Here is a 14,371-nt window from a genome sequence, read left to right on the forward strand (position 1 = left end):
AAGGCTGGCGGGATCTACTTCTTCAGCACGTCGACGCCGGGCAGCGGCTTGCCTTCCATCCACTCCAGGAACGCGCCGCCGGCGGTCGAGACATAGGTGAAATCGTCGCCGACGCCGGCATGGTTGAGGGCTGCCACCGTATCGCCACCGCCGGCGACCGAGACCAGCTTGCCTTGCTTGGTACGCGCGGCGGCGTGCTTGGCCGCCGTCACCGTCGCATGGTCGAAGGGCGCGATCTCGAAGGCGCCGAGCGGACCGTTCCAGACCAGCGTCGCGGCGCGATCGATCCATTCGACGACGGTGTTCACGGTCCTGGCGCCAACATCGAGGATCATGCCGTCGGCCGGCACGCTGGAAATGGCCACGGTTTCGCTGGCCGCGCCCGCCTTGAATTCCCGGGCGACGACGCCGTCGACCGGGAGGATGATGGCGCAGCCGGCTTCCGCCGCTTCGATCATGATCTGCTTGGCGGTCGCGGCCAGATCATGCTCGCACAGGGATTTGCCGACATTGGTGCCGCGCGCCGCGAGGAACGTATTGGCCATGCCGCCACCGATGACCAGCGCGTCGACCTTTTTCACCAGGTTCATCAGCAGGTCGATCTTGGTCGAGACCTTGGCGCCGCCGACAATGGCCACCACCGGGCGAACCGGATTGCCCAGACCCTTTTCCAGCGCTTCGAGCTCGGCCTGCATGGTGCGGCCGGCGAAAGCAGGCAGGAGATGCGCCAAGCCCTCGGTCGAGGCGTGGGCGCGATGCGCGGCGGAGAAGGCGTCGTTGACGAAGATATCGCCATTGGCGGCGAGCCTTTCGGTGAAAGCCGGATCGTTCTTCTCCTCGGCCTTGTAGAACCGGGTGTTCTCGAGCAGCAGCACGTCGCCCTCGTTCATGGCGGTGATGGCGCTTGTCGCCGTATCGCCGACGCAATCGCCGGCGAAGCCGACGGGCCGGCCAAGCACCTCTGCCGTCGCCTTTGCGATCGGCTCCAGCGAGAATTCAGCCGAGGGGCCATCCTTGGGCCGGCCGAAATGCGCGAGCAGGACAACCTTTGCGCCCTTGCCCGACAGTTCCGTGACGGTCGGCGCGATGCGCTCGATCCGGGTGGCGTCGGTGACCTTGCCATTGGCGACGGGAACGTTGAGGTCGACGCGCACCAGCACGCGCTTGCCGCTGATGTCGCCGATATCGTCGAGTGTCTTGAAGGCGGCCATACCGGTTCCTTTCCCTGAAAAACGCCGGACCATACCCCGCGCCAACGATGATGCAAGGTCCGGGGCACGCGTGCGCGAAAAAATGATCGGGCCCCCGCGGGGCTTGCCAGATCAGCCCTCGGCCGCCGCCTTCTGTGCCTCCGGCTCCGCGGCCGGCAACGCTTGCGCCGCCGCGTCGGATTGTCCATCCAGGGGCTTGCGCCAGTTGCGCATAAAAGCCCGGAGGCGATCGCCGATTTCGCCGGCACTCAGGAAGACCGGCACCCGCGCCACCGGTGCCGTCGGCTCGAAGGAAAGACCGAGGCCCGTGATCTTGCCCTTCTCATCGACATCTCGGACGATCAATTCGATCGGACCGAGCAGCACGCGGTCGGCATATTCGGCATGGCCGCCGAGCCGGGCCGTGACCAGAGCGCCGACGGTGAGCTTCTTTTCCGCCTCGGTCAGACCGGGAGCGTAAGCTGCTTCCAATTCGGCGGCGGACCGGGCCGGATCGACGGCAAAGGCGCCAAAGAAATCGGCATCCTCGGGATCGACCACGGCACGGCTGGCGAACAGCTTGTCCAGCAGGCGCGGATAGCGGTCGGGAACGAAAATGTAGACCTGGTCGCCAGCGGCAAGGCGGCCCATATCCTGGAAGCGCATCGAGCGCCCGTCCCGCAGCACCAACGATGGCCGGGCCCAGCGCGGGATGCGTTCGCCGCGCGCCACGGGACTGCCCGGAGCCACGCGATAGGCGAGCAGTTCGTGGTGGGCTGAGCCCGGCAATTCGAGTTCGACCTTGTCCAGCGGCCCCAGCCGCGCCGGCACGATCAGGCCGAGCCGGCGCGCCAGCGGTCCAACCGTCCAGCCCTGAATGACCAGCGACACCAGCACGATGATGAAGGCGGCATTGAAGATGAGGCGGCCATTCTCCAGCCCGCCAAGCAGCGGGGTGATGGCGAGAAGAATCGACACGGCGCCACGCAGTCCGACCCAGGACACGAATGCGACTTCGGGGCGCGGCAGGCGGAATGGGACCAGGCAAAGCCAGACCGCGATCGGCCTGGCGACGAATATCAGGAAAAGGCCGAGCAGAACCGCCGGCACCATGATTGCCGGGAATTGCGAGGGGGTCGCGAACAGGCCGAGGATCAGGAACATGATGATTTGCGCCAGCCACGACATGCCATCCTGAAAGCGTTTGAGGATGGTGACGGCGCGGATGTCGGAATTGCCGGCGATGAGGCCGGCTATATACACGGCCAGGAACCCCGAGCCGCCAATGGCGCCGGCGGCTGCGAACACCATCAGCGACAAAGTGAGCACGAAGATCGGCAGCAGGCCATGATCGAGATTGAGCCGGTCGACAAGGCGCACGATGGCGAGACCGCCGAGCATACCGACGACGGCGCCGAGGCCCATATTGAGGAGGAAACCGAGTACAAGACCCGTGAGCAGCACGTTGGTCTCTGGGTTCGCATGGGCGGCGATGATCTCGACCAGGGTGATGGTCAGGAAGATGGCGATCGGATCGTTGGTGCCGGACTCCACCTCCAGGGTGGAGCGCACCCGCTCGCGCAGGTTGATCTCGCCGGCGCGCAACAGGAAGAACACGGCGGCGGCGTCGGTGGAGGCGACAGCGGCGCCGAGCAGGAAGGATTCCAGCCAGGTAAGGCCGATGAGATAATGAGCGGCAGTCCCGAACAGGCCCGTGGTCAGCAGGACGCCGAAGGTGGCGAGCGAGAGCGCAGGTCCGGCGGCCTGCCGGAGCGCGTTGAGCGGCGTGCCGAAACCGGAATCGAACAGGATGACGGCGAGCGCCAGTGAGCCGGCAAAGTAAGCAATGCGGGCATTGTCGAACTGGATGCCGAGGCCGTCGGTTCCGGTGGCCAGTCCGATACAGAGAAACAGAAGCAGCAGGGGCGCGCCGAAGCGAAAGGCGATCAGGCTCGAGAACGCGGCGGCGACGACAAGCGCGGTGCCGACCAGCGTGACGAGATAGATCGCATGCTCCATCCTGAAATCAGCCCCTCAAATTCCCCAGTCTCCGGTGTCATCAGAGAGTGGGGCGAAGACGTGACCAGTGCAAGGCGAAGGGAGGGCTTTTTGCCTATGCCGCTGATTTTCGATCGGTTTGGCCTGCAGGACACACATTGGAAATGCAGCCCGCCCGAACGAAAAACGCCCGGTCGGTGCCGGGCGTTTCGGGTCTCGAAAAATGTCTACGATCAGGCGATGGTCTTGCCGAAGGCGACCGCGGTGTCCGACATGCGGTTGGAGAAGCCCCATTCATTGTCGTACCAGGACAACACCGAAACGAAGTTGCCATCCATGACCTTGGTCTGGTCGAGCGCCATGATCGAGGAACGGGGATCATGGTTGAAGTCGATCGAGACGTTCGGATGATGGGTGACGCCGAGGATACCCTTCAGCCTGCCGTCTGAAGCGGCGATCACCGCCTCGTTGATTTCCTGGACGGTAGTCGCACGCTTGGCGATGAACTTGAAATCGACAACCGAGACATTCGGCGTCGGCACGCGAATCGAGATGCCGTCGAGCTTGCCCTTGAGGTCGGGCAGGACAAGGCCGATCGCCTTGGCGGCGCCGGTCGAGGTCGGGATCTGCGACAGCGCCGCCGCACGGGCGCGGTAGAGGTCCTTGTGCATGGTGTCGAGCGTCGGCTGGTCGCCCGTGTAGGAATGGATGGTCGTCATCATGCCCTTTTCGATGCCGACCGTCTCATGCAGCACAGCCGCCAGCGGTGCCAGGCAGTTGGTGGTGCATGACGCGTTGGAGATGACGATGTGGTCCTTGCTCAGCTTGTCGTGGTTGATGCCGTAGACGACCGTGAGGTCGGCGCCTTCGGCCGGAGCCGAAACGACGACGCGCTTGGCGCCGGCGGTCAGATGCGCGGCGGCCTTGTCACGGGCCGTGAAAATGCCGGTGCATTCGAGCGCGATGTCGATGCCCAGCTCCTTCCACGGCAGCTGCGACGGGTCCTTGATCGCGGTGACCTTGAACGTTTCCTTGCCGACGGTGATCTGGTCGCCGGACACCGAGACCTCATGCGGGAAGCGGCCGTGCACGCTGTCGAAGCGCAACAGATGGGCGTTGGTCTCGACCGGACCCAAATCGTTGACGGCGACGACTTCGATGTCCTTGCGGCCGGATTCATGGATGGCGCGAAGGATGTTGCGGCCGATGCGGCCAAATCCGTTGATGGCAACTCTAACGGTCATTTTTCTCTCCTCGGGAGCTGGAGCAGACAATTCGTCCGCAGCTTCTTAGCGGCGCGAGCGGAAAGAATCCAGTCGCGGTGCCGCAGATTTAAATCGATTAGGGCAGGCTGGCCAGACGAAATCTCGGAGCGGATTCGGCGGTCTTTCGGCCCTAGTGCATGTCGTCGTTCACACCGAAAGGTGTCCTCGGCGTCGGCGCTTCGTCTACCTGGCGTGCAGACGTGCCTCCGCCGCCTTGGCCGCTGCCTCGGCGGTGATGCCGAAATGCGGATAGAGTTGCTCGATCGTGCCGGAGGCGCCGAAGCCGGTCATGCCGATAAAGATGCCATCGGTGCCGATCAGATGATCCCAGCCCTGGCGGATGCCGGCTTCGATCGCCATCTTGACCGGCGCGCCGCCGATCGTCTTCTGGCGGTAGTCGTCGCTCTGCTTGTCGAACAGTTCGAAGCAGGGCACCGACACGACGCGGGTCGGGTGGCCATGCTTCTCCAGCAGGTCGCGCGCGACAAGCGCGATCTCGACCTCGGAGCCGGTGGCGAAAATCGTCACCGCGGCCTCACCGCTGGCGGCTGCCAGCTCGTAGGCGCCCTGGCTGCTCAAATTCTTGGCAGAGTGCTCGGTGCGCACCGTCGGCAGGTTCTGTCGTGTCAGGGCCAGCGTCGACGGCGTCTTTTCCGATTCGATGGCGACCTGCCAGCATTCGGCGGTTTCCACAGCGTCGGCCGGGCGGAAAACGTTGTGGTTGGGAATCGCACGCAATGCCGCCATGTGCTCGACCGGCTGGTGGGTCGGGCCGTCTTCGCCAAGGCCGATGGAATCATGGGTCATGACGAAGATCGAACGGATGCCCATCAGCGAGGCAAGCCGCATGGACGGGCGGGCATAATCGGAGAAGCACATGAAGGTGCCGCCATAGGCGATCAGGCCGCCATGCAGCGTCAGGCCATTGATGGCAGCCGCCATGCCGTGCTCGCGGATACCGTAGTGGACGTAGCGCTGACCGTAGTCGTCCGACGTGATGTTCTTGGTCTGGCTGGTCTTGGTGTTGTTGGAACCGGTCAGGTCGGCGGAGCCGCCAATGGTTTCCGGGACGGCGCCGTTGATGATTTCCAGCGCCATTTCCGACGATTTGCGAGTGGCGAGTTTCGGCTTGTCGGCCGAGAGCTTCTTCTTGTAGTCCGCGATGACGGCGTCGAAATTTGACGGCAGCTTGCCGGCGATGCGTCGCTCGAACTCGGCCTTCAGCTGCGGCTCTGCCTTGGCGAGACGGCCTTCCCAGTCGGTCCGCGCCTTGGCGCCAGCCTTGCCGGCGGCGCGCCAGGCGTCGAGGATGTCGGCCGGAATCTCAAAGGGAGGGGAATCCCAGTTGAAGAACTTGCGCGCTCCGGCGATCTCTTCGGCGCCGAGCGGCGAGCCGTGCGCCTTGTTGGTGCCGGCCTTGGTAGGCGCGCCGAAACCGATGGTGGTCTTGCAGGCGATCATCGTCGGCTTGTCGGAGTGGCGGGCCGCCTCGATGGCGTAGGCGATCGCTTCCGGATCCGTGCCGTCGATATGGCTGGCGTTCCAGCCCGAGGCCTGGAAGCGGGCGACCTGGTCGGTGTTGTCCGACAGCGAGACCGGACCGTCGATCGAGATGTCGTTATTGTCCCAGAAGACGATCAGCTTATTGAGCTTGAGGTGTCCGGCAAGCGCGATGGCTTCCTGACTGACGCCCTCCATCAGGCAGCCGTCTCCGGCCAGCACATAGGTGTAGTGATCGACTAGGTCCTTGCCGAAGGCGGCGTTCATGATGCGCTCGCCGAGCGCGAAGCCGACCGAATTGGCGAGACCCTGGCCAAGCGGGCCGGTCGTCGTCTCGATGCCGGTAGCGTGGCCGTATTCAGGATGGCCGGCGGTCTTCGAGCCCAACTGGCGGAAATTCTTGATCTGGTCGATCGTCATGTCTTCGTAGCCGGTCAGGTGCAGCAACGAATAGAGCAGCATCGAGCCGTGGCCGGCCGAGAGAATGAAGCGGTCGCGATCGGGCCAGTGCGGAGCTTTGGCGTCATATTTCAGGAATTGCGTGAACAGCACCGTGGCGATGTCGGCGCAGCCCATCGGCAGGCCGGGATGTCCGGACTGGGCCTTTTCAACGGCGTCCATGGAGAGAAAACGGATCGCATTGGCCATCCGGTCATGTTGTTCACGCGACGTCATGGTTCCTCCAAGGTGGGGGTTTGGGGACTGGGGAGAGCCCCTGAAAAGGGTGCGCGACACATAGCAGGCACGCGCTTTTAGTCAACAAATCGGTGCGCATTTGCCGGCCTTGTGATGGCCGCGGCGGGCCTACATTAGCCTTAGCGGGGGACAGCCGCGAGACCTTTGTTGACGTCACCTTCACCCGGCGCCTAATGTTTCGGGAATAACGCGTTCTGAATGCGAACGATTCGGTGATGGGCAGGGCACAGGACGAAGGCCATGACCGGGGAAACCACGCTCAAGGAAGTGATCGCCAGGCTGGGCAAGGCCATCGAGGGGCTGGAAAGCGCCGTCGCGGCCAAGCTCGAGCACGAGCGCGACTATTCGGAAGCCGAGGCCGAGGTGCAGCGGATGAATGCTGATCGCTCGCGGCTGGCGCAGGAACTCGATAATTCCGAAGCACGCGCCGAACGCCTGGAAGACGCCAACAAGGAAGTGTCGCGCCGTTTGGTGACCGCCATGGAAACCATTCGCGCCGTGTTGGACAGGTAAGGGGCTGGACAGGTAGGCCAATGGCACAGGTCACGGTTTCAATCGATGGCAAGCAGTATCGCATGGCCTGCGACGAGGGTCAGGAAGAACATCTGATCGACCTGGCCGAACGTTTCGACCGCTATGTCTCCCATCTGAAGGACTCTTTCGGCGAAATCGGCGACCAGCGGCTGACGGTCATGGCCGGCATCATGGTGATGGACGAGCTCTCGGAGCTGCAGAAGCGGGTCAAGGGCATGGAAAGCGAAGTGCTGACCTTGCGCAAGACGCGCGATGAGGCGCTGACCAAGGCCGACAAGAACGACAGCGTCCTGACCAATGCGCTCGGCGCGTTGGCGCAACGCATGGAAGATCTGACCGCGACGCTGGCGGTGAAATCCTAGACCGCGGCGTTGCGCGCAGTAAAATTCCTACAGTCCGCCCCAGGACGGCGAAGATTTTTCGTCGTCGGTCCGTTGTCGACCGCATGAGCATTTTCAAGCTCGGGGCCGAAGTGGTAAAAGGGATGAGGTCCGCCAAGCAGGCGGCGTTCATAAGGGGTAGGGACAAAATGAGCCTTCGCATCAACGATACAGCACCGGACTTCACGGCCGAGACGACCCAGGGGCCGATCAACTTCCATGAGTGGATCGGTGACGGCTGGGCGATCTTGTTCAGCCACCCCAAGAACTTCACTCCGGTCTGCACGACCGAGCTTGGCACGATGGCGGGGCTTGAGGACGAGTTCAAGAAGCGCAACGTCAAGATCATCGGGATCTCGGTCGATCCGGTGGAAAGCCATGGCAAATGGCAGGACGACATCAAGACCGCGAGCGGCCATGCGGTGCACTATCCGCTGATCGGCGACAAGGATCTCAAGGTAGCCAAGCTCTACGACATGCTGCCGGCCGATGCGGGCGAGACATCCGAAGGCCGCACGCCGGCCAACAACGCCACGGTGCGTTCGGTCTACGTCATTGGGCCGGATAAGAAGGTCAAACTGGTGTTGACGTATCCGATGACCACGGGCCGCAACTTCGACGAGATCCTGCGGGCGGTCGATTCCATGCAACTGACCGCCAAGCATCAGGTGGCGACGCCGGCGAACTGGAAGCAGGGAGACGACGTAATCATCACCGCGGCGGTGTCCAATGAGGATGCCATCAAGCGCTTCGGTGCCTATGAAACCATCCTGCCCTATCTCAGGAAGACCAAGCAGCCATCTGCCTGAGGCAGGTGGCCGAAACGGTTTTCGGCGTAGAGCCTTCCGGCGCCAAGTCATGCTTGACTAGGCTATCCGAGTGGACAACCATACCCCCTGGGGCGGCCGCACGAAAAATCATTCCTGCGGCCTTTGGTTGGGGAGCCGAAAATTGAACGCTGACTTGGCGAGGCCGCAGGTCAGCGGCTTCTATGACAAGCCGACCGGGTCGATCCAATATATCGTCGCCGACCCGGCGACAAAGCAATGCGCCATTATCGATCCGCTCCTCGATTTCGACGAGAAGTCCGGCGCTATCGCGACAAGGAATGCCGACGCCTTGCTCGATTTTGTCGAGACGCGGGGGCTGAGCGTCGAGTGGATCCTCGACACTCACCCGCATGCCGACCATCTCTCCGCGGCCCATTACCTGAAACAGAAGACCGGAGCGCCGACGGCGATCGGCGACAGGATCGTTGAGGTCCAGAAATTGTGGAAGGCCATCTACAATTGGCCGGATTTTCCCGCCGACGGTTCACAATGGGACAGGCTTTTCGGCGCGGGCGAGACCTTCAGCATCGGCACCATTCCGGTCACGGTGCTATTCTCGCCTGGGCACACGCTGGCATCGATCACCTATGTGGTCGGGGACGCAGCTTTCGTGCACGATACGCTCTTCATGCCCGACAGCGGCAGTGCGCGGACGGATTTTCCGGGCGGCAGCGCCGAGCGGCTCTGGCGCTCGATCCAGGATATCCTGACCTTGCCGGACGCCACGCGCGTCTTTGTCGGCCATGACTACCAGGGCGGCGGCGCGCGCGAGCCCTTGTGGGAGAGCACAATCGCGGCGCAGAAGCGCGACAATATCCACCTCGCAGCCGCGAGCAACGAGACCGATTTCGTCGCCCTGCGCCAGACGCGCGACAAGACACTGCCGATGCCCAGGCTGATACTGCACGCGCTGCAGGTCAACATGAATGGCGGGCGGCTGCCCGAACCGGAAGCCAACGGAAAACGGTATCTGAAGTTTCCGCTGGATGCGTTGTAGGTTCAACGCACTTCCATTGCGGATACCAATTGGTGGACGCGGCCCTGAAGGAAGGACGAGAAATCCTGCAACAGACGGGATTGCCGGTGAAGCCTTGGTCTGAGTAGCCAGATCCTGAACGTGATTTCCGGTGTGAATGGCAACGCGACGATGCGCTCATCCTTGTATTCGGAGATTGTCAGGCGGTCGACGATGGATATGCCGCAGCCCTGGGCGACAAAGCTGCAGGCGGTGTCCGACTGGGTCGTTTCCATCTGAACCCTCCTGCCGACGCCGAGACCCTCGAAGATCTTGTCGATCGCCAGCCGCGACTGATCGTTCTTCCCAAGCGAAATGAAGGTCTCGCCTTCCAGATCGCCGGCGTGGACGCTCCTCGAACCGGCCAGGCGGTGAGCGCGCGGCATGACACAGACGGCCTGCAACGTGCCGATCTGGGTTGCTTCAACCTCGTCGCGGTCGCCCGGCAGCACCGACACCGCCATGTCGATCTCCTGGCGCGCTATAAGGTCGGCCATGTTGCGGGACTGGGTGGAGTCCAATGAAACGTCTATGTCGGGCTTGTCGCTACAATATTCGGCAACGATCTGCGGCAGCATTCTTCGGCTGATTGCAGGAAAGCCGGAGAGGCGGAGGCTTCCGTACCGGTTGAAGCGAAGGCCTTGCGCGACCAACTCGATTTTCTTCACACCGGCATATACGCGCTCGGATTCCCCGAACAGGATGTTCGCTTCCGAGGTCGGGAATACCCTGCCATTGCGTCGCTGGAACAGCTGGAGGCCGGTCTGACGCTCCAACTGGCGGATCAACTGGCTTACCGCCGGTTGGGATACTCGCAGCATGTCGGCGGCGCCCACCATGCTGCCCGCGATCATGACCGCACGGAACGTCTCCAACTGCTTCAGGTTCATCGAGGATCCCTATAAGCTTTCCTTATCTTACCTCATCGAAATCCGATTGGACATGGCGGATTCAAGATGAAAGTTTATCCATACAAGGGACGGAAAGTCCTCGAAACTGATGAATTCGGTTCGAATAGCACAAAGGGGAATAGCATGATCGAGAAATGGAATTCTTATAGGGCTTTGGCGGCGGACGTGGTTGTACGCAAATTCAGATCGATGGCCTTGGTCACGTTGATCGCTGCGGCCGCCGCCACCCCCGCTCTGGCGCAAGACAAGGGCGTTCTGGATGAGGGCACGCTCACTGTAGCCGCGACGGCGTCCTTTCCGCCCATCGTATCCGTCGATACGAACGGAGCCTATGTCGGGATCGACGCCGATATCGTCGAAGCGATCGCAAAGCAGGCAGGCCTGAAGATCAAGTGGGTCAATATCAAGTTCGACAGCATTATCCCCGGCATCAGCGCCAAACGTTTCGATGTCGGCATGACCGGCATCACCGATACGGTCGAGCGTGAAAAAGTCATCGACTTCGTCAACTATGCGAATGTCGGCTCCGGGATCATCGTTCAGGCCGGCAATCCCAAAGGCGTCAGCAAGCTTGCTGACATTTGTGGTCTGATCGTCGCCTCGCAGACGGGTGACGTCGCCACGACCTACGCCAATGAACAATCAAAAAAGTGCGTTGCAGAGGGACGTCAGCCGGTGGTCGTCAATGAATTTCCGGAGGCCACGCAGTCCATGCTGCAACTGCAGAATGGCCGCGCCGATATCATCATCCATGATTATCCGCTTTCCGCCTATCAGGTGCAGCATTCTGGCGGCAAGCTTCAACTTGCTGGTGGCCAGTTCTCGGAAGCGCCCTACGGCATGGCCATCTTCAAGGGCAACACCGCCCTGCGCCAGACCCTGATGAGCGGGCTGGACGCCATCATCGCCAATGGCGAGTATGGCAAGATTCTCGACAAATATGGCGTGGCGGAGATCGGCATCAAAAAGGCGACATACAACGCGGCATCCAAATAGCGTTCCATCGCGGCGGACCCCCCGATAACATTCGGCGGTCCGCCTCCCGATGTCAGGCCGAAAGGCGCCATGTCCATGTCAGACTTCCCGATCGTTCGCCGCCGGCACCCATGGCGCTGGGTCGCCACGGCTATCCTGGTCCTTCTTGCCGTCATGCTGGCGGCCAAAGTGGCCAGCAACCCGGTCTTCGTGTTCCAGGCGGTGGCCGACTATTTGTTCGAGCCACGCATCCTGTCGGGCGTCGTCGTCACCCTTTATGTCACCTGCGGTTCGATGGCGATCGGCCTTGTTCTCGGCGTTGTCCTGGCGGTGATGCGCGTTTCCGATAATCCGGTGATCAACCGTGCCGCGCAGCTGTTCGTCTGGTTCTTCCGGGGGACGCCGGTGCTGGTCCAGCTGATCTTCTGGTTCAATATTGGCATCATCTTTCCTTCGATCACACTTTCGCTTCCCGGGGGCGAGGTCCTCTTCCATCTTTCGACCAACAGCATCATGACGCCTGCGGTAACCGCCTTGCTTGGCCTTGGTCTGAACGAAGGCGCCTACATGTCGGAGATCGTACGCGCCGGCATTCTGAGCGTGGACAATGGACAGCGTGAAGCTGCCAAGGCGCTTGGACTTCCACCATGGAAGGTGCTGAGCCGCATCGTGCTGCCCCAGGCGCTCCGGGTGATCGTTCCGCCCGCCGGCAACCAGTTCGTGTCGCTGCTGAAGACCTCGTCGCTGGTGTCGGTGATCGCTGCGGGCGACCTGCTGACGCAGGCCACGCGCATCTACAACGAGAACTTTCACATCCTCGAACTCCTCGTCGTGGCCAGCCTTTGGTACCTGGTCCTGACCACGCTCGCGAACATCGGCCAGTATTACATCGAGCGCCGCTATTCGCGCGGGTTCGTGCAGAGCGGCCGCATGACCGCCTTCAGCCGCCTCAGGGGGTTCCGGGGCTCCTCCGCTGGTGCGCTCCCCAAGGGAGACCGGCCAACATGAGCAGCAAGGTCGTTCAGGTCATGAACGTCAGCAAATCCTTCGGCGAAACACAGGTGCTCAAGAATATCAGTGTCGATGTTCGGGATGGTGAAGTCGCCTGCATCATCGGCCCGTCAGGCGCTGGAAAGTCGACCCTTCTGAGATGCATCAACCGGCTTGAAGAGCAGACGAGCGGAATGATTTTCATTGCAGGCGAACCAGTGGGCTTCGCTCAGCGCAATGGAAGCTTTCATGAACTCGACGCGACAGCGCTCGCGCGCCAGCGAGCCGGCATCGGCATGGTGTTTCAGCGGTTCAATCTGTTTCCGCACATGACGGTGCTGGAGAACATCATCGAGGCGCCGGTGACGCTGAGGCGAGCCCGGAAAGCGGATGCGATCGCGAGCGCCGCGGAGTTGTTGGCGTCGATTGGGCTCGCGGACAAGCTGAACGAGTATCCGGCGCAGCTTTCGGGCGGACAGCAACAGCGCGTCGCCATCGTTCGGGCCCTGGCGATGCGCCCGCGCCTGATCCTGTTCGACGAACCAACCTCTGCCCTCGACCCTGAACTGGTGGGCGAAGTGCTGGCGGTCATGAAGCAACTGGCAAAAGACGGGATGACGATGATCGTGGTGACCCATGAGATTGGCTTTGCCAGGGAAGTGGCCGACACAGTGCATTTCATGGTGGACGGAGAAATCGTGGAGAGCGGGCCAGCCGCGACGGTTCTCCAGTCGCCCAGGGAAGCGCGCACCCGTACCTTCCTCAGCCGGGTGATGTAGCATGTCCACTTTGCCGAAGCCGGATGCGTCCCTTGACGCAGCGGATTTGCTCCGTCGACCACTTCACAACGACATCATCGAGCTTTCGGGCGGATATGCTTTCCCGCAATTCCTTCCCGACGTGACGCGGGAAGCCGGGATTGCGGCGACGGTGTACCGGCACGAGACGATGCAGTATGCCGAAGTGCTGGGGCTGGACGACCTGCGCGACCTCATCGTGAGCTTCGTCAAGGCTGACGGCGTTTCCTGCGATCGCGACAACGTCATGATCGTGAACGGTGCCAAGCATGGCCTCGACCTGATCTGCCGGGCTTTTCTACAGCCCGGCGATCGGGTGATCGTGACGGCGCCGAGCTATATGACGGCTCTCAGCATCCTGCGCACACACCAGGTCGAATTCCTGTCCGTTCGGCAGGACGACGACGGGATCGTCACGGGAGATCTCGAAAATCAGCTCTTGAACGATCAGGCCGAGGGCAGGCCGCTACCCAAGCTGCTCTTCGACGTGCCGGAATTTCACAACCCGACCGGGATAACCACCAGCCTGGCGCGGCGCCGGCAATTGGTGGAACTAGCCAACCGCTTCGGATTTCTCATTATCGAGGACGACCCGTATCGCAGGATCAGATTCGAGGGAGATCCGGTCCCTCCGATCAAGAGCCTCGACGACCGAGGCGTGGTGATCGCCTTGGGCACCGCGTCGAAGATCGTGGCGCCGGGTCTTCGGATCGGCTGGGTCATAGCAGAGCCCGACATCATTGAACGCATGGCGGGGTTCAAGGCCGATGGTGGCACCAACCCGTTCAGCCAGCGCATCTTCGCGGAACTGTTGCGGACAAACCAGATCGACGAACTGGTGGCGAAATTGGTCGCAGAACTGCGTCTGCATCGCGATGCGATGATTTCCTCGCTTGCGAAGGCACTGCCTGAGGCGGAGGTCAGGACACCACCTGGAGGATATTTCCTCTGGGTGACGTTCCCAGCCGGGACCGATGCCGACCTGCTCGCCGGACTGGCGCCGACTTATGGCGTCAGGATCTATCCGGGCAGACTGTCTTATGCCGGCCAGCCGGTGCTGCCCGCCATTCGCCTTTGCTATTCCTACGAGGACCCGGAGCGCATCGCTGAAGGCATATCGCGCCTCGGGAGGGCCTATAAGGCGATGCATTCTCAGGGACTGGACGATGCTACGAAGGCGTCCCTCTTGGCCAGGCTCGGCAAAGTTCCGATTCACTAGAGCGTTTCCTGTTTTGGGAGAATCGTAGGATTCCCATCGAGGCTTGTTTGTGATTCAAGATGCTGGCTGGA

13 protein-coding genes are annotated in these 14,371 nt (G+C 62.0%); 8 read left to right on the plus strand and 5 right to left on the minus strand.

What is annotated here, in order from left to right; genetic code table 11:
• Positions 1 to 14 precede the first annotated feature (14 nt).
• The 4 genes from LB513_RS24995 to tkt all read right to left on the minus strand — a co-directional run bounded on the left by LB513_RS24995 (position 15) and on the right by tkt (position 6,628).
• On the minus strand, positions 15 to 1,211 hold the full coding sequence (locus LB513_RS24995) for a phosphoglycerate kinase (RefSeq protein WP_224666161.1): 1,197 nt from the start codon (positions 1,209 to 1,211) through the stop codon (positions 15 to 17).
• Between the two features lie 111 nt (positions 1,212 to 1,322).
• Positions 1,323 to 3,209, minus strand: coding sequence for a potassium/proton antiporter (locus LB513_RS25000; RefSeq protein WP_224666162.1), 1,887 nt, complete (start codon positions 3,207 to 3,209; stop codon positions 1,323 to 1,325).
• A 212-nt stretch (positions 3,210 to 3,421) separates the two neighbouring features.
• The gene (gene gap / locus LB513_RS25005; protein ID WP_224666163.1) at positions 3,422 to 4,432 is read right to left on the minus strand and encodes a type I glyceraldehyde-3-phosphate dehydrogenase; all 1,011 of its coding nucleotides are present in this window, start codon (positions 4,430 to 4,432) and stop codon (positions 3,422 to 3,424) included.
• 204 nt (positions 4,433 to 4,636) lie between these two features.
• Positions 4,637 to 6,628, minus strand: coding sequence for a transketolase (tkt, locus tag LB513_RS25010; RefSeq protein WP_224666164.1), 1,992 nt, complete (start codon positions 6,626 to 6,628; stop codon positions 4,637 to 4,639).
• A gap of 261 nt (positions 6,629 to 6,889) precedes the next feature.
• Between tkt and LB513_RS25015 the strand changes: the two genes are divergently transcribed.
• From LB513_RS25015 to LB513_RS25030, 4 genes are all read left to right on the plus strand, one after another.
• Positions 6,890 to 7,162, plus strand: a complete 273-nt coding sequence (locus LB513_RS25015; protein WP_010911918.1) for a DUF4164 domain-containing protein — start codon at positions 6,890 to 6,892, stop codon at positions 7,160 to 7,162.
• A gap of 20 nt (positions 7,163 to 7,182) precedes the next feature.
• A complete protein-coding gene (locus LB513_RS25020) occupies positions 7,183 to 7,545 on the plus strand; it encodes a cell division protein ZapA (protein WP_224666165.1) in 363 nt (120 codons plus the stop codon).
• A gap of 167 nt (positions 7,546 to 7,712) precedes the next feature.
• Positions 7,713 to 8,372 (plus strand): peroxiredoxin, encoded by a 660-nt coding sequence (locus tag LB513_RS25025; RefSeq protein ID WP_224666166.1) that lies wholly within the window; start codon positions 7,713 to 7,715, stop codon positions 8,370 to 8,372.
• Positions 8,373 to 8,514: 142 nt separating this feature from the next.
• Positions 8,515 to 9,390, plus strand: a complete 876-nt coding sequence (locus LB513_RS25030) for an MBL fold metallo-hydrolase (RefSeq protein WP_224666167.1) — start codon at positions 8,515 to 8,517, stop codon at positions 9,388 to 9,390.
• Positions 9,391 to 9,392: 2 nt separating this feature from the next.
• Here the strand turns inward: LB513_RS25030 and LB513_RS25035 are convergent, their stop codons facing one another.
• Positions 9,393 to 10,298: a LysR substrate-binding domain-containing protein gene (locus LB513_RS25035; RefSeq protein WP_224666168.1), complete on the minus strand. Its 906-nt coding sequence runs from the start codon at positions 10,296 to 10,298 to the stop codon at positions 9,393 to 9,395.
• Positions 10,299 to 10,442: 144 nt separating this feature from the next.
• Between LB513_RS25035 and LB513_RS25040 the strand changes: the two genes are divergently transcribed.
• The 4 genes from LB513_RS25040 (at position 10,443) to LB513_RS25055 (ending at position 14,300) form a co-directional block, all read left to right on the plus strand.
• Positions 10,443 to 11,315, plus strand: coding sequence for an ABC transporter substrate-binding protein (locus LB513_RS25040; protein WP_224666169.1), 873 nt, complete (start codon positions 10,443 to 10,445; stop codon positions 11,313 to 11,315).
• A 75-nt stretch (positions 11,316 to 11,390) separates the two neighbouring features.
• The gene (locus tag LB513_RS25045) at positions 11,391 to 12,302 is read left to right on the plus strand and encodes an amino acid ABC transporter permease (protein ID WP_224666170.1); all 912 of its coding nucleotides are present in this window, start codon (positions 11,391 to 11,393) and stop codon (positions 12,300 to 12,302) included.
• On the plus strand, positions 12,299 to 13,063 hold the full coding sequence (locus LB513_RS25050; RefSeq protein ID WP_224666171.1) for an amino acid ABC transporter ATP-binding protein: 765 nt from the start codon (positions 12,299 to 12,301) through the stop codon (positions 13,061 to 13,063). Before LB513_RS25045 ends, LB513_RS25050 begins: the two co-directional genes overlap by 4 nt.
• Position 13,064: 1 nt before the next feature.
• Positions 13,065 to 14,300, plus strand: a complete 1,236-nt coding sequence (locus LB513_RS25055; protein ID WP_224666172.1) for a PLP-dependent aminotransferase family protein — start codon at positions 13,065 to 13,067, stop codon at positions 14,298 to 14,300.
• Positions 14,301 to 14,371: the final 71 nt, after the last annotated feature.

The sequence above is a fragment of the Mesorhizobium sp. ES1-1 genome (assembly GCF_020164785.1).
Classification (GTDB): domain Bacteria; phylum Pseudomonadota; class Alphaproteobacteria; order Rhizobiales; family Rhizobiaceae; genus Mesorhizobium.

Bases quoted from the DNA above. Each gene is read 5' to 3' on its own strand.
- LB513_RS24995 (WP_224666161.1), bottom strand. From the start codon at position 1,211: ATGGCCGCCTTCAAGACACTCGACGATATCGGCGACATCAGCGGCAAG.
- LB513_RS25000 (WP_224666162.1), bottom strand. From the start codon at position 3,209: ATGGAGCATGCGATCTATCTCGTCACGCTGGTCGGCACCGCGCTTGTC.
- gap (WP_224666163.1), bottom strand. From the start codon at position 4,432: ATGACCGTTAGAGTTGCCATCAACGGATTTGGCCGCATCGGCCGCAAC.
- tkt (WP_224666164.1), bottom strand. From the start codon at position 6,628: ATGACGTCGCGTGAACAACATGACCGGATGGCCAATGCGATCCGTTTT.
- LB513_RS25015 (WP_010911918.1), top strand. From the start codon at position 6,890: ATGACCGGGGAAACCACGCTCAAGGAAGTGATCGCCAGGCTGGGCAAG.
- LB513_RS25020 (WP_224666165.1), top strand. From the start codon at position 7,183: ATGGCACAGGTCACGGTTTCAATCGATGGCAAGCAGTATCGCATGGCC.
- LB513_RS25025 (WP_224666166.1), top strand. From the start codon at position 7,713: ATGAGCCTTCGCATCAACGATACAGCACCGGACTTCACGGCCGAGACG.
- LB513_RS25035 (WP_224666168.1), bottom strand. From the start codon at position 10,298: ATGAACCTGAAGCAGTTGGAGACGTTCCGTGCGGTCATGATCGCGGGC.
- LB513_RS25040 (WP_224666169.1), top strand. From the start codon at position 10,443: ATGATCGAGAAATGGAATTCTTATAGGGCTTTGGCGGCGGACGTGGTT.
- LB513_RS25045 (WP_224666170.1), top strand. From the start codon at position 11,391: ATGTCAGACTTCCCGATCGTTCGCCGCCGGCACCCATGGCGCTGGGTC.
- LB513_RS25050 (WP_224666171.1), top strand. From the start codon at position 12,299: ATGAGCAGCAAGGTCGTTCAGGTCATGAACGTCAGCAAATCCTTCGGC.
- LB513_RS25055 (WP_224666172.1), top strand. From the start codon at position 13,065: ATGTCCACTTTGCCGAAGCCGGATGCGTCCCTTGACGCAGCGGATTTG.